The 16,895-nt window shown below is 74.8% G+C and carries 17 protein-coding genes; 6 read left to right on the top strand and 11 right to left on the bottom strand.

Annotation, left to right across the window (positions count from 1 at the left end; translation table 11 throughout):
* Positions 1–32 precede the first annotated feature (32 nt).
* The gene (locus OIM89_RS01070) at positions 33–1,970 is read left to right on the top strand and encodes a helix-turn-helix domain-containing protein (protein WP_030696087.1); all 1,938 of its coding nucleotides are present in this window, start codon (positions 33–35) and stop codon (positions 1,968–1,970) included.
* A gap of 191 nt (positions 1,971–2,161) precedes the next feature.
* On the opposite strand, the gene OIM89_RS01065 is transcribed toward OIM89_RS01070, so the two are convergent.
* From OIM89_RS01065 to OIM89_RS01050, 5 genes are all read right to left on the bottom strand, one after another.
* Positions 2,162–3,586, bottom strand: a complete 1,425-nt coding sequence (locus OIM89_RS01065; RefSeq protein WP_047466788.1) for an MFS transporter — start codon at positions 3,584–3,586, stop codon at positions 2,162–2,164.
* A gap of 132 nt (positions 3,587–3,718) precedes the next feature.
* Entirely contained in the window at positions 3,719–3,874 is a 156-nt protein-coding gene (locus tag OIM89_RS29930) for a CGNR zinc finger domain-containing protein (protein WP_078858093.1), read from the bottom strand.
* Positions 3,875–3,940: 66 nt separating this feature from the next.
* Entirely contained in the window at positions 3,941–4,816 is an 876-nt protein-coding gene (locus OIM89_RS01060) for a phosphatase PAP2 family protein (protein ID WP_264490885.1), read from the bottom strand.
* Between the two features lie 12 nt (positions 4,817–4,828).
* Positions 4,829–5,791, bottom strand: coding sequence for a hypothetical protein (locus OIM89_RS01055; RefSeq protein WP_151167386.1), 963 nt, complete (start codon positions 5,789–5,791; stop codon positions 4,829–4,831).
* The gene (locus OIM89_RS01050) at positions 5,788–6,129 is read right to left on the bottom strand and encodes a PadR family transcriptional regulator (protein ID WP_030696076.1); all 342 of its coding nucleotides are present in this window, start codon (positions 6,127–6,129) and stop codon (positions 5,788–5,790) included. Before OIM89_RS01050 ends, OIM89_RS01055 begins: the two co-directional genes overlap by 4 nt.
* A gap of 117 nt (positions 6,130–6,246) precedes the next feature.
* Between OIM89_RS01050 and OIM89_RS01045 the strand changes: the two genes are divergently transcribed.
* Both OIM89_RS01045 and OIM89_RS01040 read left to right on the top strand, forming a co-directional pair.
* Positions 6,247–6,849, top strand: coding sequence for a helix-turn-helix domain-containing protein (locus OIM89_RS01045; protein WP_195730006.1), 603 nt, complete (start codon positions 6,247–6,249; stop codon positions 6,847–6,849).
* 107 nt (positions 6,850–6,956) lie between these two features.
* A complete protein-coding gene (locus OIM89_RS01040) occupies positions 6,957–7,838 on the top strand; it encodes a class I SAM-dependent methyltransferase (protein ID WP_151167380.1) in 882 nt (293 codons plus the stop codon).
* A 59-nt stretch (positions 7,839–7,897) separates the two neighbouring features.
* Here the strand turns inward: OIM89_RS01040 and rpmF are convergent, their stop codons facing one another.
* The gene (gene rpmF / locus OIM89_RS01035) at positions 7,898–8,068 is read right to left on the bottom strand and encodes a 50S ribosomal protein L32 (RefSeq protein ID WP_023415765.1); all 171 of its coding nucleotides are present in this window, start codon (positions 8,066–8,068) and stop codon (positions 7,898–7,900) included.
* A 461-nt stretch (positions 8,069–8,529) separates the two neighbouring features.
* On the opposite strand from rpmF, the gene OIM89_RS01030 reads away from it, so the two are divergent.
* The 3 genes from OIM89_RS01030 to OIM89_RS01020 all read left to right on the top strand — a co-directional run bounded on the left by OIM89_RS01030 (position 8,530) and on the right by OIM89_RS01020 (position 10,805).
* Positions 8,530–8,916, top strand: coding sequence for a hypothetical protein (locus OIM89_RS01030; protein ID WP_264490884.1), 387 nt, complete (start codon positions 8,530–8,532; stop codon positions 8,914–8,916).
* 51 nt (positions 8,917–8,967) lie between these two features.
* Positions 8,968–10,251, top strand: a complete 1,284-nt coding sequence (locus tag OIM89_RS01025; protein WP_151167377.1) for a YhgE/Pip domain-containing protein — start codon at positions 8,968–8,970, stop codon at positions 10,249–10,251.
* Positions 10,252–10,322: 71 nt separating this feature from the next.
* Positions 10,323–10,805, top strand: coding sequence for a GreA/GreB family elongation factor (locus OIM89_RS01020; RefSeq protein ID WP_195730005.1), 483 nt, complete (start codon positions 10,323–10,325; stop codon positions 10,803–10,805).
* A gap of 25 nt (positions 10,806–10,830) precedes the next feature.
* On the opposite strand, the gene OIM89_RS01015 is transcribed toward OIM89_RS01020, so the two are convergent.
* The 5 genes from OIM89_RS01015 to OIM89_RS00995 form a co-directional block, all read right to left on the bottom strand.
* Positions 10,831–11,112, bottom strand: coding sequence for a hypothetical protein (locus tag OIM89_RS01015; RefSeq protein ID WP_226964794.1), 282 nt, complete (start codon positions 11,110–11,112; stop codon positions 10,831–10,833).
* A gap of 98 nt (positions 11,113–11,210) precedes the next feature.
* Positions 11,211–12,179, bottom strand: a complete 969-nt coding sequence (locus OIM89_RS01010) for a DUF4073 domain-containing protein (protein ID WP_195730004.1) — start codon at positions 12,177–12,179, stop codon at positions 11,211–11,213.
* Between the two features lie 642 nt (positions 12,180–12,821).
* Complete coding sequence (gene ptsP / locus OIM89_RS01005; protein WP_264490883.1) at positions 12,822–14,492, bottom strand: phosphoenolpyruvate--protein phosphotransferase; 1,671 nt, start codon at positions 14,490–14,492, stop codon at positions 12,822–12,824.
* Positions 14,489–14,767, bottom strand: coding sequence for an HPr family phosphocarrier protein (locus tag OIM89_RS01000; RefSeq protein WP_030696068.1), 279 nt, complete (start codon positions 14,765–14,767; stop codon positions 14,489–14,491). Before OIM89_RS01000 ends, ptsP begins: the two co-directional genes overlap by 4 nt.
* Before the next feature lie 77 nt (positions 14,768–14,844).
* A complete protein-coding gene (locus OIM89_RS00995) occupies positions 14,845–16,857 on the bottom strand; it encodes a fructose-specific PTS transporter subunit EIIC (protein ID WP_264490882.1) in 2,013 nt (670 codons plus the stop codon).
* Positions 16,858–16,895 lie beyond the last annotated feature (38 nt).

The raw sequence follows: 16,895 nt of genomic DNA, 5'->3' as shown, positions 1-16,895 counted from the left end.
CTGGCGGGGTACCGGCACGACAGGTATTCCTGATGGACATGACGCACGACGGTCCGCACCCCACCACCGGCACCACCACCTTCGCCGCCGCCGGCGCGGAGGCGCCGTTCCTCGAACTGCTCGCCCGGGGCGCCGCCGTCGAGGCGTACGAGGAACCCGTCCCCGCCGCCCGCGCGGCCGGCGCCTCCGAGGCCGAGCTCGCCGCGCTCGACCACGCCAAGCGCCTCGCGCTGCGGGTCCGCTCCGAACTCGCCGACCGCAGGCGACGCGAGGCCGAGCTGTCCGCCCTCTTCGAGACCGCCCACGACCTCGCCGGGCCGCGCGACCTGGACTCCGTCCTCCAGGCCATCGTGCAGCGGGCCCGCTCCCTGCTCGGCACGGACGTCGCCTACCTCACCCTCAACGACCCCGCGCGCGGCGACACCTTCATGCGGGTCACCGAGGGCTCCGTCGCCGCCCGCTTCCAGCAGCTGCGCCTGGGCATGGGCGAGGGGCTCGGCGGCCTCGTCGCCCAGACCGCCCGCCCGTACGTCACCGAGGACTACTTCCACGACAGCCGCTTCCGGCACACCTCCGTCATCGACACCGGTGTCCAGGACGAAGGGCTCGTCGCCATCCTCGGCGTGCCGCTGATGCTCGGGCCGCACGTCATCGGCGTCCTGTTCGCCGCCGACCGGCGCGCCCGCGTCTTCGAACGGGCCCAGACCGCGCTGCTCGGCTCGTTCGCCGCGCTGGCCGCCGCCGCCATCGACTCTGCCAACCTCCTCGACGAGACCCGCGCCGCGCTCAGCGAACTCGAACACGCCCACGAGATCATCCAGGACCGCAGCGCCGTCATCGAACGCGCCTCCGACGTCCACGACCGCCTCGCCGAACTGGTCCTGCGCGGCGGCGGCGTCCACGACGTGGCCGCCGCCGTCTCCGAAGTCCTCGACGGCAGCGTCGAGTTCATCGACACCGTGCCCGAGGCCGCCGCCTCGGCCCTGCGCTCCGGCGGCCACGCCGTCCGCCACGGCGACGGCTGGATAGCCGCCGTCGCCGCCGGCGACCAGCAACTCGGCGGCCTCGTCCTGCGCGGCCACCCCGCCCTCGATCCGGTCGACCAGCGCACCTTCGAACGCGCCGCCATGGTCACCTCCCTGCTGCTGCTCGCCCGCCGCTTCGCCGGCGACGCCGAACAGCGCGTGCGCGGGGAACTCCTGGACGACCTGCTCGACGCCCGCCACCGCGACCCGGCCCTGCTGCGCGAACGCGCCGCCCGCCTCGGCGCCCGCCTCGACACCCCCTACGTCGTCCTCGCCGCCCAGCCCGACGCCGCCCCGGGCGCCTCCGCCGACGAGGAGGCCGCCGTCCGGCGCCGGCTGTGGGCCGCAGCCGCCCACCTCGCCGCCACCGGACACGGGCTCGCCGCCACCCGCGACGGCGGCACCGTCCTGCTGCTCCCGCTGGCCGAGGGCGACACCGCGACCGAACTGGCCCGGCGCACCGCCGTCCACCTCGGCGCCGCCGTCCACGAACCCGTCACCGTCGGCGCCTCCGCCCCGCTGCGCCCGCTGCCCGCCGCCGACGCCGCCCCGGCCGCCTACACCGAGGCCCGCCGCTGCCTCGACGCGCTGCGCCTGCTCGGCCGCTCCGGACAGGGCGCCGCCGCCGAGGACTTCGGCTTCCTCGGTCTGCTCCTCGCCGGCCCCCGCGACATCACCGGCTTCGTCGAACGCACCATCGGCCCGGTCCTCGACTACGACCGCAGGCGCGGCACCGAACTCGTCCGCACCCTCGACGCCTACTACGCGGCCGGCTCCAGCCCCGCCCGCACCAAGGACACCCTCCACGTCCACGTCAACACCGTCGCCCAGCGCCTGGACCGCGTAGCCCGCCTCCTCGGCGACGACTGGCAGAGCCCCGCCCGCACCCTGGAAATCCAACTCGCCCTCCGCCTGCACCGGTTGGCAGGGGCGCTCACCGGCTGACGACACGACCCACCAGAGCCCGGCCACAATCCAAGCCCGGCCGGCGCTTGAGGCCACCTGTGACCGGCACCGCCGGACGGACCCAGACCGAAGACGGCCAACGGCCACACCCCACCAACGCAGGCGCCCCGCCTCCCGCGACGAAGCGGGGGACGGGGCACGGCGGCCGGACCGCCGCTGAACTGACCGGGTCAGCGCACCGACCCGGCGGACGAACCTTCCTCCGACCGCCCGCCGGAGGCACCCCCCTGCGCGGGCACCCCGGCCTTCTGCGCGGCCCGCCCGGAACCGGTGGGCACGTCGGTCAGGTCACGGTGGCGCGTCTCCTGCGCCACCCCGACCGCGATCAGCGTGATCACGGCGGCGGCGATCACGTACAGCGAGATCGGCACCGAGCTGTCGTACTCGGCGAGCAGCGCCGTGGCGATCAGCGGCGCGGGCGCGCCGGCCGCGACGGAGGAGAACTGGGCGCCGATCGACGCGCCCGAGTACCGCATGCGGGTCGCGAACATCTCGGAGAAGAAGGCCGCCTGGGGCGCGTACATCGCCCCGTGGAGGACCAGGCCGACGGTGACCGCGAGGAGCAGCGCAGGGAAGCTCCCGGTGTCGATGAGCTGGAAGAACGGGAACATCCACAGGCCGACACCGGTCGCGCCGATCATGTACACGGGGCGCCGGCCGAGCCGGTCGGAGAGCGCGCCCCACATCGGGATGGTCACGAAGTGCACGGCGGAGCCGATGAGTACGGCGTTGAGGGCGGTCTGCTGGGGGAGGTCCACCGCCGTGGTCGCGTAGACGAGGATGAACGCGGTCAGCACGTAGTAGCTGATGTTCTCCGCCATCCGGGCACCCATCGCCACCAGCACGTCGCGCCAGTGGTGCCGCAGCACCGAGACCAGCGGCATCTTCTCCGCCGCGCCCTCGGAGCGCCGCGCCTCGGCGCTGGCCAGCGCCGCCTTGAACACCGGCGACTCGTCGACCGAGAGGCGGATCCACAGGCCGACCAGGACCAGCAGCCCGGAGAGGAGGAACGGGATGCGCCAGCCCCAGGTGAGGAACGCCTCCTCGGAGAGGACCGCCGTCAGCACCGCGAGCACCGCCGTCGCCAGCAACTGCCCGGCCGGGGCGCCCGTCTGCGGCCAGGAGGCCCAGAAGCCGCGCCGCTTGGCGTCCCCGTGCTCGGAGACCAGCAGCACCGCGCCGCCCCACTCGCCGCCGAGCGCGAAGCCCTGGACGAGGCGCAGCACCGTCAGGAGCAGGGGCGCCGCCGTGCCGATGGTGGCGTGCGTGGGCAGCAGGCCGATCAGGAAGGTGGCGCCGCCCATCATCAGCAAGCTGATGACCAGGAGCTTCTTCCGTCCCAGCCGGTCGCCGTAGTGTCCGAAGACCAGCGCGCCCAGCGGCCGTGCCGCGAAGCCGACGGCGTACGTCAGGAAGGAGAGCAGGGTGCCGACGAGCGGGTCGGAGTCCGGGAAGAAGACCTTGTTGAAGACGAGCGCGGCGGCCGACCCGTAGAGGAAGAAGTCGTACCACTCGATGGTGGTGCCGACCAGGCTCGCGCCGACGATGCGCTTGAGGTTGGACGGGGTCGGGGGTGAGGCAGCGGGGGCGGACATGAGCACCACTTCCGGACAGTTGGCGGGGACGTTTCCGTGTCGCCACACCGTAGGAAGGCGCTGGTCACCGGCGTATGTGGTGGGACACCACAGTTCCGGGCGCGGGAGTGCGCGCGGGCGCCACCACCGGCGTCAGCCGCCTGCGCGCCGGGTGCGGGCGTGGTGGCACCGGTCGCGGTCCCGGTTGCCGCAGTCGCCGGAACCGCACCAGCGGCGGGCGCCGTTGCGGGCGCCGTCCAGGAGGATCCAGCCGGAGCCCGGGCCCGCGCAGCGGCGGACGCGCGGCAGGTTCTTCCGGTCCGGCCTTCCTCGGCGGCGGCGACCTGCCGCCGGGCGTACCGAACCGGCGGTGGTTCAGGTTCGTGCCGGGTGCCGCTCGGGGGCCGGTGACGTGTGGTCCGGGCCCGGTGCGCGGCGGGGGAGGGGTTGCGTCGTCGTGAACCAGAACAGGGCCGCGCACAGGAAGGCCGTCGCCGCGAAGACCAGCGACTCCGTGAGCGAGTCGGCCCGCGCTCCGGCGGCGAGGGCGCCGCACGCCGACAGGGTCAGGGCGACCGCGGGCAGCGAGCGCGGGTGGCGCTTGGTGGCCGGGACGTCGGTCTGGGGCAGCAGGCGGGTCGCCAGGAGGTGGCAGGCGCAGGCCAGCAGCGTGGTGCCCAGGACGTCGCTGGGGCGGTGGTGGTACGTGGCCAGGACGGCGGCGGCGGTGACAGTGAGCCAGAGCATGCCGGCAGCCGCGACGTAGGGGCGTACGCGCGGGGAGGCGACGAGGACGGCGGCGAGGGCGAGAGCGGCCGGGACGGCCACGTGTCCGCTGGGAAAGCTCGTCTCCAGCAGGGATGCGCGGGCGCCCACCAGGTCAGGGCGGGGCAGGACGGCCCGGGCGATCTCCTTGCCGCCGATGGTCGCCACGATCATCCCGAGCGCCCCGCAGCCCAGCCGCCACCGCCTCCGTACCAGCGCGACGGCCGCGACGAGCGCCGTACCGACGACCAGGGTGGGCAGGGCGGTGTGCTCCAGGGGCGGCATCGCCGACGAGCCGTAGGCGGCCCCCGACCAGCCGTAGATCCACGCGGGCCGGGCGCCCTCGCCGCCGAACAGGGCGTTCTCCGCCCGCTGTCCGAACGGGGTCAGAACGGCGAGGAGGTAGACCGAGAGGAACGCCAGGAGGCAGCGCGGCGCCGAGATCCAGGGGCGGCGCGTCCGTGCGGGCGCGTTCTGCGGAGTCATGTGTCGTCTTCCTCACGGCAGTTCGAGGAGCATCCGGCGCTGCCGTCGCTCGGCGGCGACGGCCAGGGCCGGCAGAGGGGCGATCAGGAGCAGGAGGACGACCAGGTCCGGCAGCGAGCCCATGAACCCGTCCGGCCGGAGCACGATCGCCTGGAGGCGGACGACGGCGAACGCCGCGACCGGGATGAGCCACCGGCGGTCGCCGGTGACCGCCGTCGCCACCCACGCGGCGAGCAGCCCGGCGACCTCCACGGCGAACAGGCCGCGCTGGAAGGCCGGACTGATCGCGGTGACGTGCAGCTGGCCCGCGAGGAACAGGGCGAGGGCGACGGGGACCAGCCGGCCGTACGCATGGCGTCGCAGTCGGCCCGGGCGGCAGGCCGCCAGCACGGCGCAGGCGGCGCAGAGCGTCCCCGACAGCACCAGGTCGCGCGCGGTGAGCGGCGCCCCCAGCCCGTAGTAGCCGAGCCCGGCCTTGCCCTCGTCGCCGAAGAGCGTCGAGCTGCCGTAGGTGGCGCCGGCGTGGACCATCATGGCCGAGGCCGGCAGCGCGATCCACGCCCTGCCGCGCACGAGGGCGACCAGGCAGACCAGCGGAAGCATGCCGTAGGGCAGGAGCCGGGTCCGCGTCGGTCCGTCCGCCCACGGGTACCAGCCCGCGAAGTGGAAGGCGATGGCGTGTCCGCCGGGGTCGATGCGCAGCGCCCAGTGCCACACGTCCTGGAGGTAGGGCACCAGCGCCAGCGCGGCGAGGACGAGGGCGGCCAGCTGGACGCCGTCCAGCCACCAGGGCCGCGCCGGGTCGTCGGCGACCGCGCGGGCCCGGGCCTGCACCCCGGCGCCCACCAGGGCGGCGACCTCGCGCGGCGGCGGCCAGGAGCGTCCCGGGTACGCCTCGGCGAGGCAGCCCAGCAACTCCTCCCCGTGGCGGGCGCGGTGGGGCGCGGGATAGGCGGCGAGCAGCAGACGGTTCATGCCGGTGCCGTTCCGGCGCCCGGCCGGCGCCCGATGACGACGGCCGCCGCCTGCCGCATCCGCAGCGCCTCCCGGTGGAGCACCGCGGTGCCGTCCTCGGTGAGCCGGTAGTAGCGGCGCGCCCGCCCGTCGACGATCTCCTCGTGGTCGGCGGCGACCAGCCCCGACCGCTCCATCCGCTCCAGCGCGCCGTAGAGCGTGCCGACCGCGATCCGCAGCCGCCCGCCGGTGGCCTGCTCGGCGGCCTTGATGATGCCGTAGCCGTGCAGGGGCCCGTCCATGAGAGCGGCGAGGATGAAGTACTGCGGTTCCGTCAGGGACGGATTCTGTCGGCTCATACGGAGAGCATATATCGAGTGGCGAAGTATCTTCGCCTTCGGGGCGCCGCAAGGTCCGCCGAGGTCCGCACAGGTCCGCAGAGGCTCCGCTTGCTGTGAGCGCATACCGTATTGCTCATGGAGCAAGACACCGACGAGCTGGACGGTCTCGTACGCAAGCGCATCCGCGCCCTGCGGCTGGCGCAGGGCTGGTCCCTGGAGGAGCTCGCCGGACGGGCCAACCTCAGCCAGTCCTCCCTCAGCCGGATCGAGAACGGCCGCCGGCGCCTCGCCCTGGACCAGCTCGTCACGCTGGCCCGCGCCCTCGACACCACCCTCGACCAGCTGGTGGAGACCGCCTCCGACGATGTCGTCATCAGCCCGGTGACCGACAGCGCGCGCGGGCGCATGCAGTGGCCCGTCAAGGGCGACCCCGGCGTGACGGTCGTCCGCCAGCGGGTGACCGACCCGCCGCCGGACAACCCGGCGCGGATGCGCGCCCACCCGGGGCGGGAATGGCTGGTCGTCCTCTCCGGCACGGCGATCCTGATGCTGGGCCACCGCCGCTTCCGGGTCGAGACTCATCAGGCCGCCGAGTTCCCGACCATGCTGCCGCACGCCATGGGCGCCGAGGGCGGCCCCTGCGACGTCCTCGGGATCTTCGACCGCGACGCCCGCCGCGGCCACCAGCGCGCAACGCGCGGGGCCGTGGGCGACGACCCGGACGCCGCCCTCACCTGACCTGCTCGGCACCGCCCTCATGCGCGTCCGGCACGGCCGGGGCCCACCTTCTTGCCGAAACCGGGAGAGGCGGCTTCCGCCGGGCGCGGCCGACCTAGCGTGGCCGCATGACCCACGCACCTTCCCCTCATCCCCACCAGGCTGCCTCCGGGGCGCACCACGGCCACCACACGCACGCCGCCGACGACCAGGCGCAGATTCTCGACCTGGACGCCCACGTCCTCGCCGACCACCTCGCCGGCCTCGCCCGGTGGCTGCCCCTCCAGGCCCCGCCCGCCCGCATCCTCGACCTGGGCTGCGGCACGGGGGCGGGCACCTTCGCCCTGCTCGACCAGTTCCCCGAGGCGCACGTCACCGCCGTCGACACCTCCGCCGCCCACCTGCGCCGCCTCGGAGAGAAGGCCCGGGAGCGCGGCCTCGCGGACCGCGTCCGGACCGTGGAGGCCGACCTCGACGCCGCCGAGTGGCCCGGCCTCGGCACCCCGGACCTGGTGTGGGCCTCGGCCTCGCTGCACCACATGGCCCACCCGGACCGCGCCCTGCGCCAGGTACGCGACCTGCTCGCCCCCGGCGGGCTGCTCGCTGTGGTCGAGCTGTCCGGCTTCCCCCGCTTCCTGCCCGCGTCCGGCCCCGGGGAGCCGCCGAGCCTGGAGGAGCGCTGCCACGAGGTGAGCGCCGGCTTCCACGCCACCCACATGCCCCACCGGGGCGCCGACTGGGGCCCGATGCTGACCGGCGCCGGCTTCACCGTCGAAGGCGAACGCACGCTGACCGTGCGGATCGACGGCTCCCTTGACGAGGCGATCGGCGCCTACGCGCGCAGCGGCCTGGAGCGGCTGCGGCTCAGCGTGGCCGACGCCCTGCCGCCCGAGGAGCTGGCCGCGCTCGACCGGCTGCTCGACGCCGACGGCCCCGAGAGCATCCTGCGCCGCGACGACCTCGCCGTACGCACCGAACGCCAGGTGTGGGCGGCCCGCCGCACCGCCTGAAGCCTGAAGTCTGAAGCAGGGCTCGCGCGGCCCGGCGGCGTCCGCCGGGCCGCCGCGACTCAGTCCTCGGGCCGCAGGAGTCCGCGCTGATAGGCCCTCACCAGCCGCTGCGGCACCTGGTGGACGACCCCGTCGACGGTGACGGGCACGAGCGTGGGCGTCGTCGCCTTCCACTGGGCGCGGCGGTGGCGGGTGTTGCTGCGGGACATCTTCCGCTTCGGGACTGCCATGGGCGAGGGACCTCCTGGTCGGCTGGACTGCGGCTCGGACGCTATATGAAAATGACTTTCAACAGCAAGTTCGCTCGCATGGGCCACCCGGCACGCCGAGTGCCGCCCGGCGCGGCAGGGTGTCCCTGCGGGTTCCGCCTTCTGGCGGCCGCGCCCGGCGACACGGAACGATGAGCCCCACGGCCCGGAGGCCCCCATGCGGGAGAAACCGCTCAGCAGAGCCGGTGACGAACTGGCGCGGCTGCGCGACGACGTGATGCCCAAGCGTTCCGCGCCGCCCGCCGGTTTCGGCATCGACGAGGCGCTGGTGAGCCGCTTCGCCGACGGTGAGCTGTCCGGACGGCCGGAGGCGCACCTGGCCGGCCAGGTGGCCCGGGTGCTGCCCTGCCACTGGTCGCAGTCGAACACCTACGCCTCGCTGATGACGCGGGCCATGGAACACCTCGGCGGCCACCGCCCTGGTGACCTGGCTGGACCGCTTCCCCGGCCTGCCGCGGCTCACCGCCCGGCTCTACGTCCTCATGGGCCTCCTCGACCGGTACGGCGAGGAGAGCGCCGCGATCGACGCGCTGCGCGAGAGCCGTGCGAAGTCGCCTGTTCCGCCCGGACTCCAGGCCCACGTGGTGCCCGACACCGGCCCCGGCACCCTGTCCGGGCTCTCCTGCGAGATCGAGGAACTCCTCGGCGACGGCGAGCCCCGCAAGGCCGTCGACCTCGCCCGGGCCACCGCGGCGTGGCTGCGCGAGGTCGCGCCCCGCGCCGGTGAACTCGACCCCCGGTACGCGGATCTGGGCGAGGTCGTGGAACACAGTGAGAAAGACATCGAGGAAGCAGCCGCCGAACTCTGACGCCGCGAGATCGGACCCCGCTGCCCCCTGTCCCCGGAAGGGTGGAGTCGTATGGCTTCCGCGTCCCCTCCGCCCGCCCCCGTCGGCGGCGCGAGCGCGGGCTCCCTGCTGCGCCGCTGGAAGCTGTGGGTCTTTCCCGCCGTGCTGAGCGGGCTGGTCGCCCTGCTGCTCTCGCTGCTGTACATGGGCGGCATCCTCACCCCCGACGGCAGCCTGCACCGCCTGCCCGTCGCCCTGGTCGACGCGGACGACGGCCGGCCGCTCCCCGGCGAGCGGCAGAACCTCGGGGCGCGGCTCAGCTCGGCGATCGTCTCCTCCTCGCCGGGGGACGACGTGCGGTGGCGGCGCCTGACCCGCGCCGAGGCCCAGGACCAGCTGGCCGCGGGCAAGGTCTACGGTGCCCTGGTCGTCCCGCCGGACTTCACCGACTCGGTACGCGCGCTGGCCGAGGGGACGGCGGAGAAGCGGCCCACCCTCACCGTGCTCACCAACCCCGGTATGGGCAGCCTCGGTTCGGCCCTCGCCGACCAGGTCTCCGAGCGCGCCGCCGCCGAGGCGTCGGAGGAACTCGGCCGGCGGCTCGCCGAGTCGGCGGGCAGCGACGCCACTTCCGCCCAGCGCCTGCTCCTGCGCGACCCGGTCGCCGTCACCACCGAGGTCGGACACCCGATCGGCTCCCGCAGCGGTCTGGGGCTCAGCGCCTTCTACTACACGCTGCTGCTGGTCCTGGCCGGATTCCTGGCGGGCAACATCATCCACAACGGCGTCGACACCGGACTCGGCTACGCCGACAGCGAGCTGGGCCCCTGGCACAGTCGCCGCCCCACCGTCCCGATCAGCCGCACCTCGACCCTGCTGCTGAAGATGGGGATGACCGCCGGGCTCACCGTGCTGACCACCGCCCTGATCATGGCGGCCACCATCGGCATCCTCGGCATGGACGCGCCCCACCTTCCGCTGCTCGCCGTGTTCTCCTACTGCGCCAGCCTCGCCGTCGGCCTCGGCGTGCAGGCGATCAACGCGGCGTTCGGCGGGATCGGCCAGCTCGTCGCCATGTTCGTCTTCATCGCCCTGGCGCTGCCCTCCTCCGGCGCCACGGTGCCGCTGGAGGCCGTGCCCGAGTTCTACCGGGTCCTCGGCGTCTTCGAGCCCATGCGGCAACTGGCCTCCGGCGTCCGCTCCATCCTCTACTTCGACGCCCGGGCCGACGCGGGCCTCGCCCGCGCCTGGGTCATGATCGCGATCGGCTTCGCGGCCGCCCTCGCCTTCGGCTTCGCCATGGCCCGCTACTACGACCGCAAGGGCCTGCACCGCATGGTGCCCCGGCCGGAGTGAGGCGGCGTGCCCCCTCGGCTAGCATGCGAAAAGTCTGATATGCCCCCTTTCGCCCATCCCTAGGAGCAGGCATGACCAGCGATCCCCTGCCGATCAGCGTCGCCGCCCGCCACGCTCTGGAACAGGAACTGGCCGACGTCCGCGCCGAGCGTGAGACGGTCGCCGCCACCCTCCAGGACCCCGACATCGGCGCGGGCGACCGTGGAGACGCCGCCGACCAGCTCCAGCGCAGCGGGGACCTCGCCCGGCTGGACGCGCGGATCGAGGACATCACCACGCGGCTGCGCCAGGCCGACGACGCGGGGCCGCCGCCCGCCGGCGTGGTCGGTGTGGGTTCCACGGTGACGGTGCGGTTCGACGACGGAGCCGAGCAGACCGTGTCGATCGGCGAGGTCACGCAGGGGTACGACGCCTCCCTCGTCACGGCCGACAGCCCTCTGGGCAAGGCCCTGATGGGCTGCCGGCCCGGCGACGCGGTGCGCTACCGGACGCCCGACGGCGAGGCCGGGGCGGTCGTGGTCTCCCTCGGCGGGGCGCCGCCGGCCCAGGGCTGACCGGCGCGGCGGCACCCCCTCGGGATCACTCCTCGTAGCGGGTCGGCGGGTAGGGCGCGCGGGACCCGCGGGTGCGGTCCCCCGTGGGGATCTCGCCCGTCTCCGCCTCCCGGTCCACCTCCTCGTGGCTCGCGCGGTACGCGGCTTCGGAGCTCTCGGGGGCGTCGCCGGGCAGGCCCGCGGCCTCCCGGTCACGTACCGTCCGGCGCTCGAGCTTGTCCTCGTCCGGGCGGCGGGGCAGGCCCCGGCCGTGGTCGCGGTCCGAATCACCCTCGACGGCCCGGTTGGGCTTGTGGTGGTGTGCCATGCGTCCTCCCGCGCGTGTGCGGTCGCGTGTCGCTTCTTCCATCGTGCGCCTGTCCGGTGGGATGCGCGCGGGCTGGCGTGCCCGGGCGCCCGGGCCGGTCAGAGCTCCAGGCTGCGGATGATCTCCCCCCGGGCGAAGTCGTGGGACTCGACGGTCAGCTTGCCGTCGGCGCCGAGCAACACGCGCAGGCCCTGGGAGGCCGCGGGGTCGAGTGGCTTCTCGCCGCCCTTGCCGTCGGGGCCGTACAGCGTCTCGATCATGCCGGTGTTGAAGACGTGGAAGCCCCTGGGGTCGCCGCCCTGGACGATCTTCCGGGCCGCCCAGTCCTGGCGGTTGAGGTCCCAGTGGGTGTGGCCGGAGAAGAAGACCACGTTGGCGTGGCCGCCGAGGATGGTGAGGAGTTCGTCCTCGTCCACGAAGTCCTGGTCGTAGAAACGTGCCGCGTCCGGCCCGGTCGTCCCCGAGACCGTGCCGGGCAGTACGTGGTGGCTGAAGACCAGCACGTGGGGCGCGTTCGCGTGCTTCGCCAGGGTCGCGTCGAGCCAGGAGAGCTGAGTCCTGCCGAGCGTCACGAAGGGCGGGCTGGTGCCGTTGACGGCCGGCGCCGTCGTCCCGATGAAGAGGAGCGGCAGGCCGCCCGCCGAGGTTTCGCTGTGGACGTCGGGCATGCCCGTGTACTCCACGAAGCGCTTGACCTGGGTGTCGAACGGGTCGGCGTTGTACTGCTCGTGGTTGCCGAGCGCGGCCAGGACGCGGTCGGGGTGCGGGTGGTCGGCGATCTTCGCGTACAGCTCCTCGTACTGCGCGACCGTGCCCTGGGCGACCAGGTCGCCCGCGATGACCAGGGCGTCGGCGTCGCCGAGTCCCTTGAGCGCGTCGAGGGCCCGGCCCAGATCGGCCAGCCCGCCCTGGATGTCGCTGATCACGTCCAGGGCGACCGCCGGTGCCCGCGTGGCCGGGCGGCCGGCCGCGCCGTACGCCTGCGGTGCGGCCGGGCCGCCGAGCGGGATCGTCAGGAGGCCGAGACCGCCCGCGGTCAGGATCTTTCTCCGGGAAGGGGACGTCATGGCGCCGAACCTAGGGCGCGGCGGTTGCGGCCCGTCGGACTCCTGGTGACCGCCGGGCGGGTTTCCGTCGAAGGAGCTGACCGCATCCTCAGCCGGTCACCCTGGCCGGCCGGGGCGGTTACGGACAGGTGCCGCGCCCTCTCTTCCGGCCGTGCATTGATGGATGCCCTCCCGGCCTGAACTCGCATAACTGCCGTCTGACCAGGGGTTGATAGCCATCGCACGAGAAATCATCTGCGATGTGTCTCGCTGGGTTGCCGGCTTGTGTGCGGCGCTCGGGCTGCTCTTCCTGTTCATCTCCCGCTGGGGACCACGGCAGCGCCGCCCGGTCAAACTCCGTGCCGAGAAGGCGTACTTCTCCGCCGATCACCTCGCCTGGCTGCGCGAACGGAGAATGATCCCGCGCATCGCCGTGCCGGGGAGCCCGAGGCCGCCGAGGTGCAGTGGTCCGGCCGCTTCACGCCCGACGGCGTGACCGGGGCCGAAACGGTGCACCTCTTCACCGGCATCTACAGCGAGGGCCTGGACGCCCTGTACGGCACCCTCGCGGGGTGAGCCGGGCCGGATCGGCATGCCGACGCGGACGGGGCTCGTACAGCGCATCGCGCCGGCCGAGCCCCGTCCCCGTCGGCGCGGTCCGCGCTACACCGTCCCGCCGGCCGCCTCCGCGACCGCCGTACGCGCCCCGGCCGCGTCCGGTGCCGCCAGCGCGAGGCCGGCCAGCGTGCGGCACTCCTCCAGCGTCCGGGTGGCGAGTGCGGCGCGGACGGCGGGCAGGCAGCCGGGGGCCGCCGACAGGCTGGTCACGCCGAGGCCGGTGAGGACCAGGGCGAGCAGCGGGTCGGAGGCCGCCTCGCCGCAGACTCCGACGGGGCGGCCGTGGGCGGCCCCGGCCTCGGCGGTCTGCCGGACGAGTTCCAGCAGGGCGGGCTGCCACGGGTCCAGCAGCTCCGCCAGCGAACCGAGCATCCGGTCGGCGGCGAACGCGTACTGGGCGAGGTCGTTGGTGCCGATGCTCAGGAAGTCGCACACCTCGGCCAACTGCCCGGCGCGCAGCGCCGCCGCCGGGACCTCGACCATCGCGCCGACCGTGGGCAGCCCGTGCGCCCCGGCCTGCTCGGCGAAGGCCCGCGCCTCCGCCGGTACCGAGACCATCGGGGCCATCACCCAGACGTCGGCCCTGGTCGAGCGGGCCGCCTCGGCCACCGCCGCGAGCTGGGTGTCGAGGAGCCCGGGGTGGCGGACCGCGGTCCTCAGGCCCCGTACGCCGAGCGCCGGGTTGGGCTCGTCGGCGGCCGTCGCGAAGGGCAGGGGCTTGTCCGCGCCCGCGTCCAGGGTCCGGACGACCACCCGGCGGCCCGCGAAGGCCTCGAAGACCTGGCGGTACGCCTCGCGCTGCTCCTCGGCGCCCGGGGCGCTCGCGCGGTCCAGGTAGAGGAACTCGGTGCGGAACAGGCCCACGCCCTCGCTGTCGGCCGAGGCTGCCGCCGCCAGTTCGTGCGGCGCCCCCAGATTCACCATCAGCCGGACCGGGTGGCCGTCGGCGGTGCGGCCGGGGCCGCTGGAGGCGGCCGCCGCCCGCCTGCGCCGCTCCTCCCGGGCGGCGGCGTCCGCCACCTGCCCGGGGGAGGGGTCGGCGTGGACGGTCCCGGCGGTGCCGTCCACGAGGACGGGCGTCCCGTCCGCGAGACAGGCGGCCTCCGGGCAGGCGACGACGGCCGGCAGGCCGAGGATCTTGGCGAGGATCGCGGTGTGGCTGGTGGGGCCGCCCTCCTCGGTGACCAGCGCGAGGACCCGCGCGGGGTCGAGCAGCGCGGTGTCGGCGGGGGCCAGGTCGGCGGCGACCAGCACGTACGGGTGGCCCGGCTCGGGCAGTCCCGGCATCGGCAGCCCCAGCGTGTGCGCCACCGCCCGGTCGCGCAGGTCTTCCAGGTCGGGGACGCGTTCGGCGAAGTACCCGCCGGCCGCCCGCAGCGTGGCCGCGAAGCCGGCGAACGCCTCCGTCAGCGCGTGCGGCGCGTCCTGGCCCTGCCGGACGTGGGCCTCGGCGCTGTCGGCGAGCGCCGGGTCGGCCGCCATCATGCCGAGCGCCGTCAGTACGTCGGCCGCCTCGCCGTCGGCCGCGGCGGCCCGGCGTCCGAGGTCCTCGGCGACCGCCGTGAGCGCGGCCCGGGCCGCGGCGGTCTCGGCGGGCAGCTCCCCGGCGGCCACCTGGCGGGGCGCGGGCAGCGCCGGGGGCGGGGCCATGCGGGCCACCGGCCCCGAGGCGGTGCCGCCGCCGACGCCTATGCCGCGCAGCGGGGCGCCGGTCATGCCGACTCCGTGGCGTCGTGGTCGGCGGCGACGAGGGCGGTCAGTTCGTCGAGGGCGGCGTCGGCGCCCTCGCCCTCGGCCGCCAGGACCAGGGTCTCGCCGTGCTTGGCGCCGAGCGCGAGCACGGAGAGCATGCTGCGGGCGTCGACCGCCCGCTCTCCGGGACGGCCCACGGTGACCGCCACCGGCTGGCGTGCGGCGGCCTGGACGAAGAGGGAGGCGGGGCGGGCGTGCAGTCCGGAGCTCGAACCGATGACGACGTTGCGCTCGGGCATGGGAGGGCCTTCCTGGGAGGGAGAACTGAGGGGAGCGGTGCGGCCCGGGGCGGGGCCGGGCCGCACCTGAGAACTGGTCAGGCGGAGACGGGCTCGACTGCCGGGGTGTCCGAGGCGGCCGGGGCCGCCTCCACCGTGCGCCGGCTCTTGAGCAGGACCACCAGAGCGGCGGTGACGACCGTGCCGGCGGCGATGGCGACCACGTACAGCAGCGCGTTGCCGATCAGCGGGACGACGAACAGGCCGCCGTGCGGGGCGCGCAGGGTCGCGCCGAAGGCCATCGACAGGGCGCCGGTGACCGCGCCGCCCGCCATCGCCGAGGGGATGACCCGCAGCGGGTCGGCCGCGGCGAACGGGATGGCGCCCTCGCTGATGAAGGAGGCTCCCAGCACCCAGGCGGCCTTTCCGTTCTCCCGCTCGGCCTTGCCGAAGAGCCGGGCCCGGACGGTGGTGGCCACCGCCATGCCCAGCGGCGGGACCATGCCCGCCGCCATCACCGCGGCCATCACCTTGAGGCTGCCGTCGGTCGGCGTGGCGAGCCCGCCCACGGCGAAGGCGTACGCGACCTTGTTGACCGGGCCGCCCAGGTCGAAGCACATCATCAGGCCGAGCAGGACGCCGAGCAGGACCGCGTTGGCGCCGGAGAGCTCGCCGAGCCAGTCGGTCATCGCCTTCTGGAACGAGGCGATCGGGCCGCCCACCACGACGAACATCAGGAAGCCGACGACCGCCGAGGAGACCAGCGGGATCACCACCACCGGCATGATGCCGCGCAGCACGGGCGGAATGGTGAGCCGCTGGATCGCGGCGACCACCGCACCGGCCAGGAGACCGGCGACCAGGCCGCCGAGGAAGCCCGCGTCGATGGTGACGGCGATGGCGCCGCCGACGAAGCCGGGGACGAGCCCGGGCCGGTCCGCCATGCCGTAGGCGATGAACCCGGCGAGGACGGGCACCAGGAAGCCGAAGGCGGCCTGCCCGGTCTGGAACATCAGCGCCGCCCAGCTGGCCGCCTCGCCCCAGGCGAAGTGCTCGGCGACCGAGGGCGCGTCGCTGATCCGGTAGCCGCCGAGGGCGAAGGCGAGCGCGATGAGCAGGCCGCCCGCCGCGACGAAAGGCACCATGTAACTGACGCCGGTCATCAGCCAGGTACGCAGCCGGGTGCCGAAGCCCTCGCCCTCCGCGCCCTCGTCCATCGGCGCCGGCCTGGAGGCGTCCGGAGTCTTCGGCGCCGCCTCGGCGGTCGTGCCGGTGCCGGCCTGTGCGGCCTTCTCGCGGGCCTCCGCGATGAGGGCGGCCGGCCGGTTGATGGCGGCCTTCACGCCCACGTCGACGACCGGCTTCCCGGCGAACCGGGCCTTCTCGCGGACCTCCACGTCGTGGGCGAGGATCACCGCGTCGGCGGCGGCCACGACAGCCGGGTCGATCCGGCGGAAACCGGCCGAACCCTGCGTCTCGACCCGCAGGTCGACGCCCTCCTCCTCGCCCGCCCGCTGGAGGGCCTCGGCCGCCATGTAGGTGTGGGCGATGCCGGTGGGGCAGGAGGTGACGGCCACGACGCGGAAGGGGGAGGGGCCGGAGTCGGCGGGCGTGGTGTCCGGCTGGTCCGCGGGTCCCTCGGCCTCGGCGTCGGCGTCGGCCTCGGGCGGTGTCTCGCCCCGGATCAGGGCGGCGGCCCGGGCCGGGTCCCGCTCGGCGCGCAGGGCCTCGGTGAACGTACTGTCCGCGAGGCGGCGGGCGAGGGCCGAGAGGATGGTCAGGTGGTCGTCGTCGGCGCCGGCCGGGGCGGCTATCAGGAAGATCAGGTCGGCCGGGCCGTCCGGCGCGCCGAAGTCGATGCCCTCGGCGCTGCGGCCGAACGCCAGGGTCGGCTCGGTGACATGGGCGCTGCGGCAGTGCGGGATGCCGATGCCGCCGTCCAGGCCGGTCGGCATCTGCGCCTCCCGCGCCGCGACATCGGCGAGGAAGGCTTCGAGGTCGGTGACGCGCCCGGCGGCGGCCATCCGTTCGGCGAGCGAACGGGCGGCGGCCTCCTTCGTGTCGGCAAAGAGGTCGACGTCGACCAGGTCTGCGGTGATGAGCTGGCTCATCGCACGGCTCCTCGGGGGCGGACCGCCGTGGCGGCGGT

Origin of the sequence: Streptomyces sp. BI87, from assembly GCF_025957665.1 — a bacterium.
GTDB lineage: Bacteria > Actinomycetota > Actinomycetes > Streptomycetales > Streptomycetaceae > Streptomyces > Streptomyces albidoflavus.
This window is presented reverse-complemented; position numbering and strand designations above follow the sequence as displayed.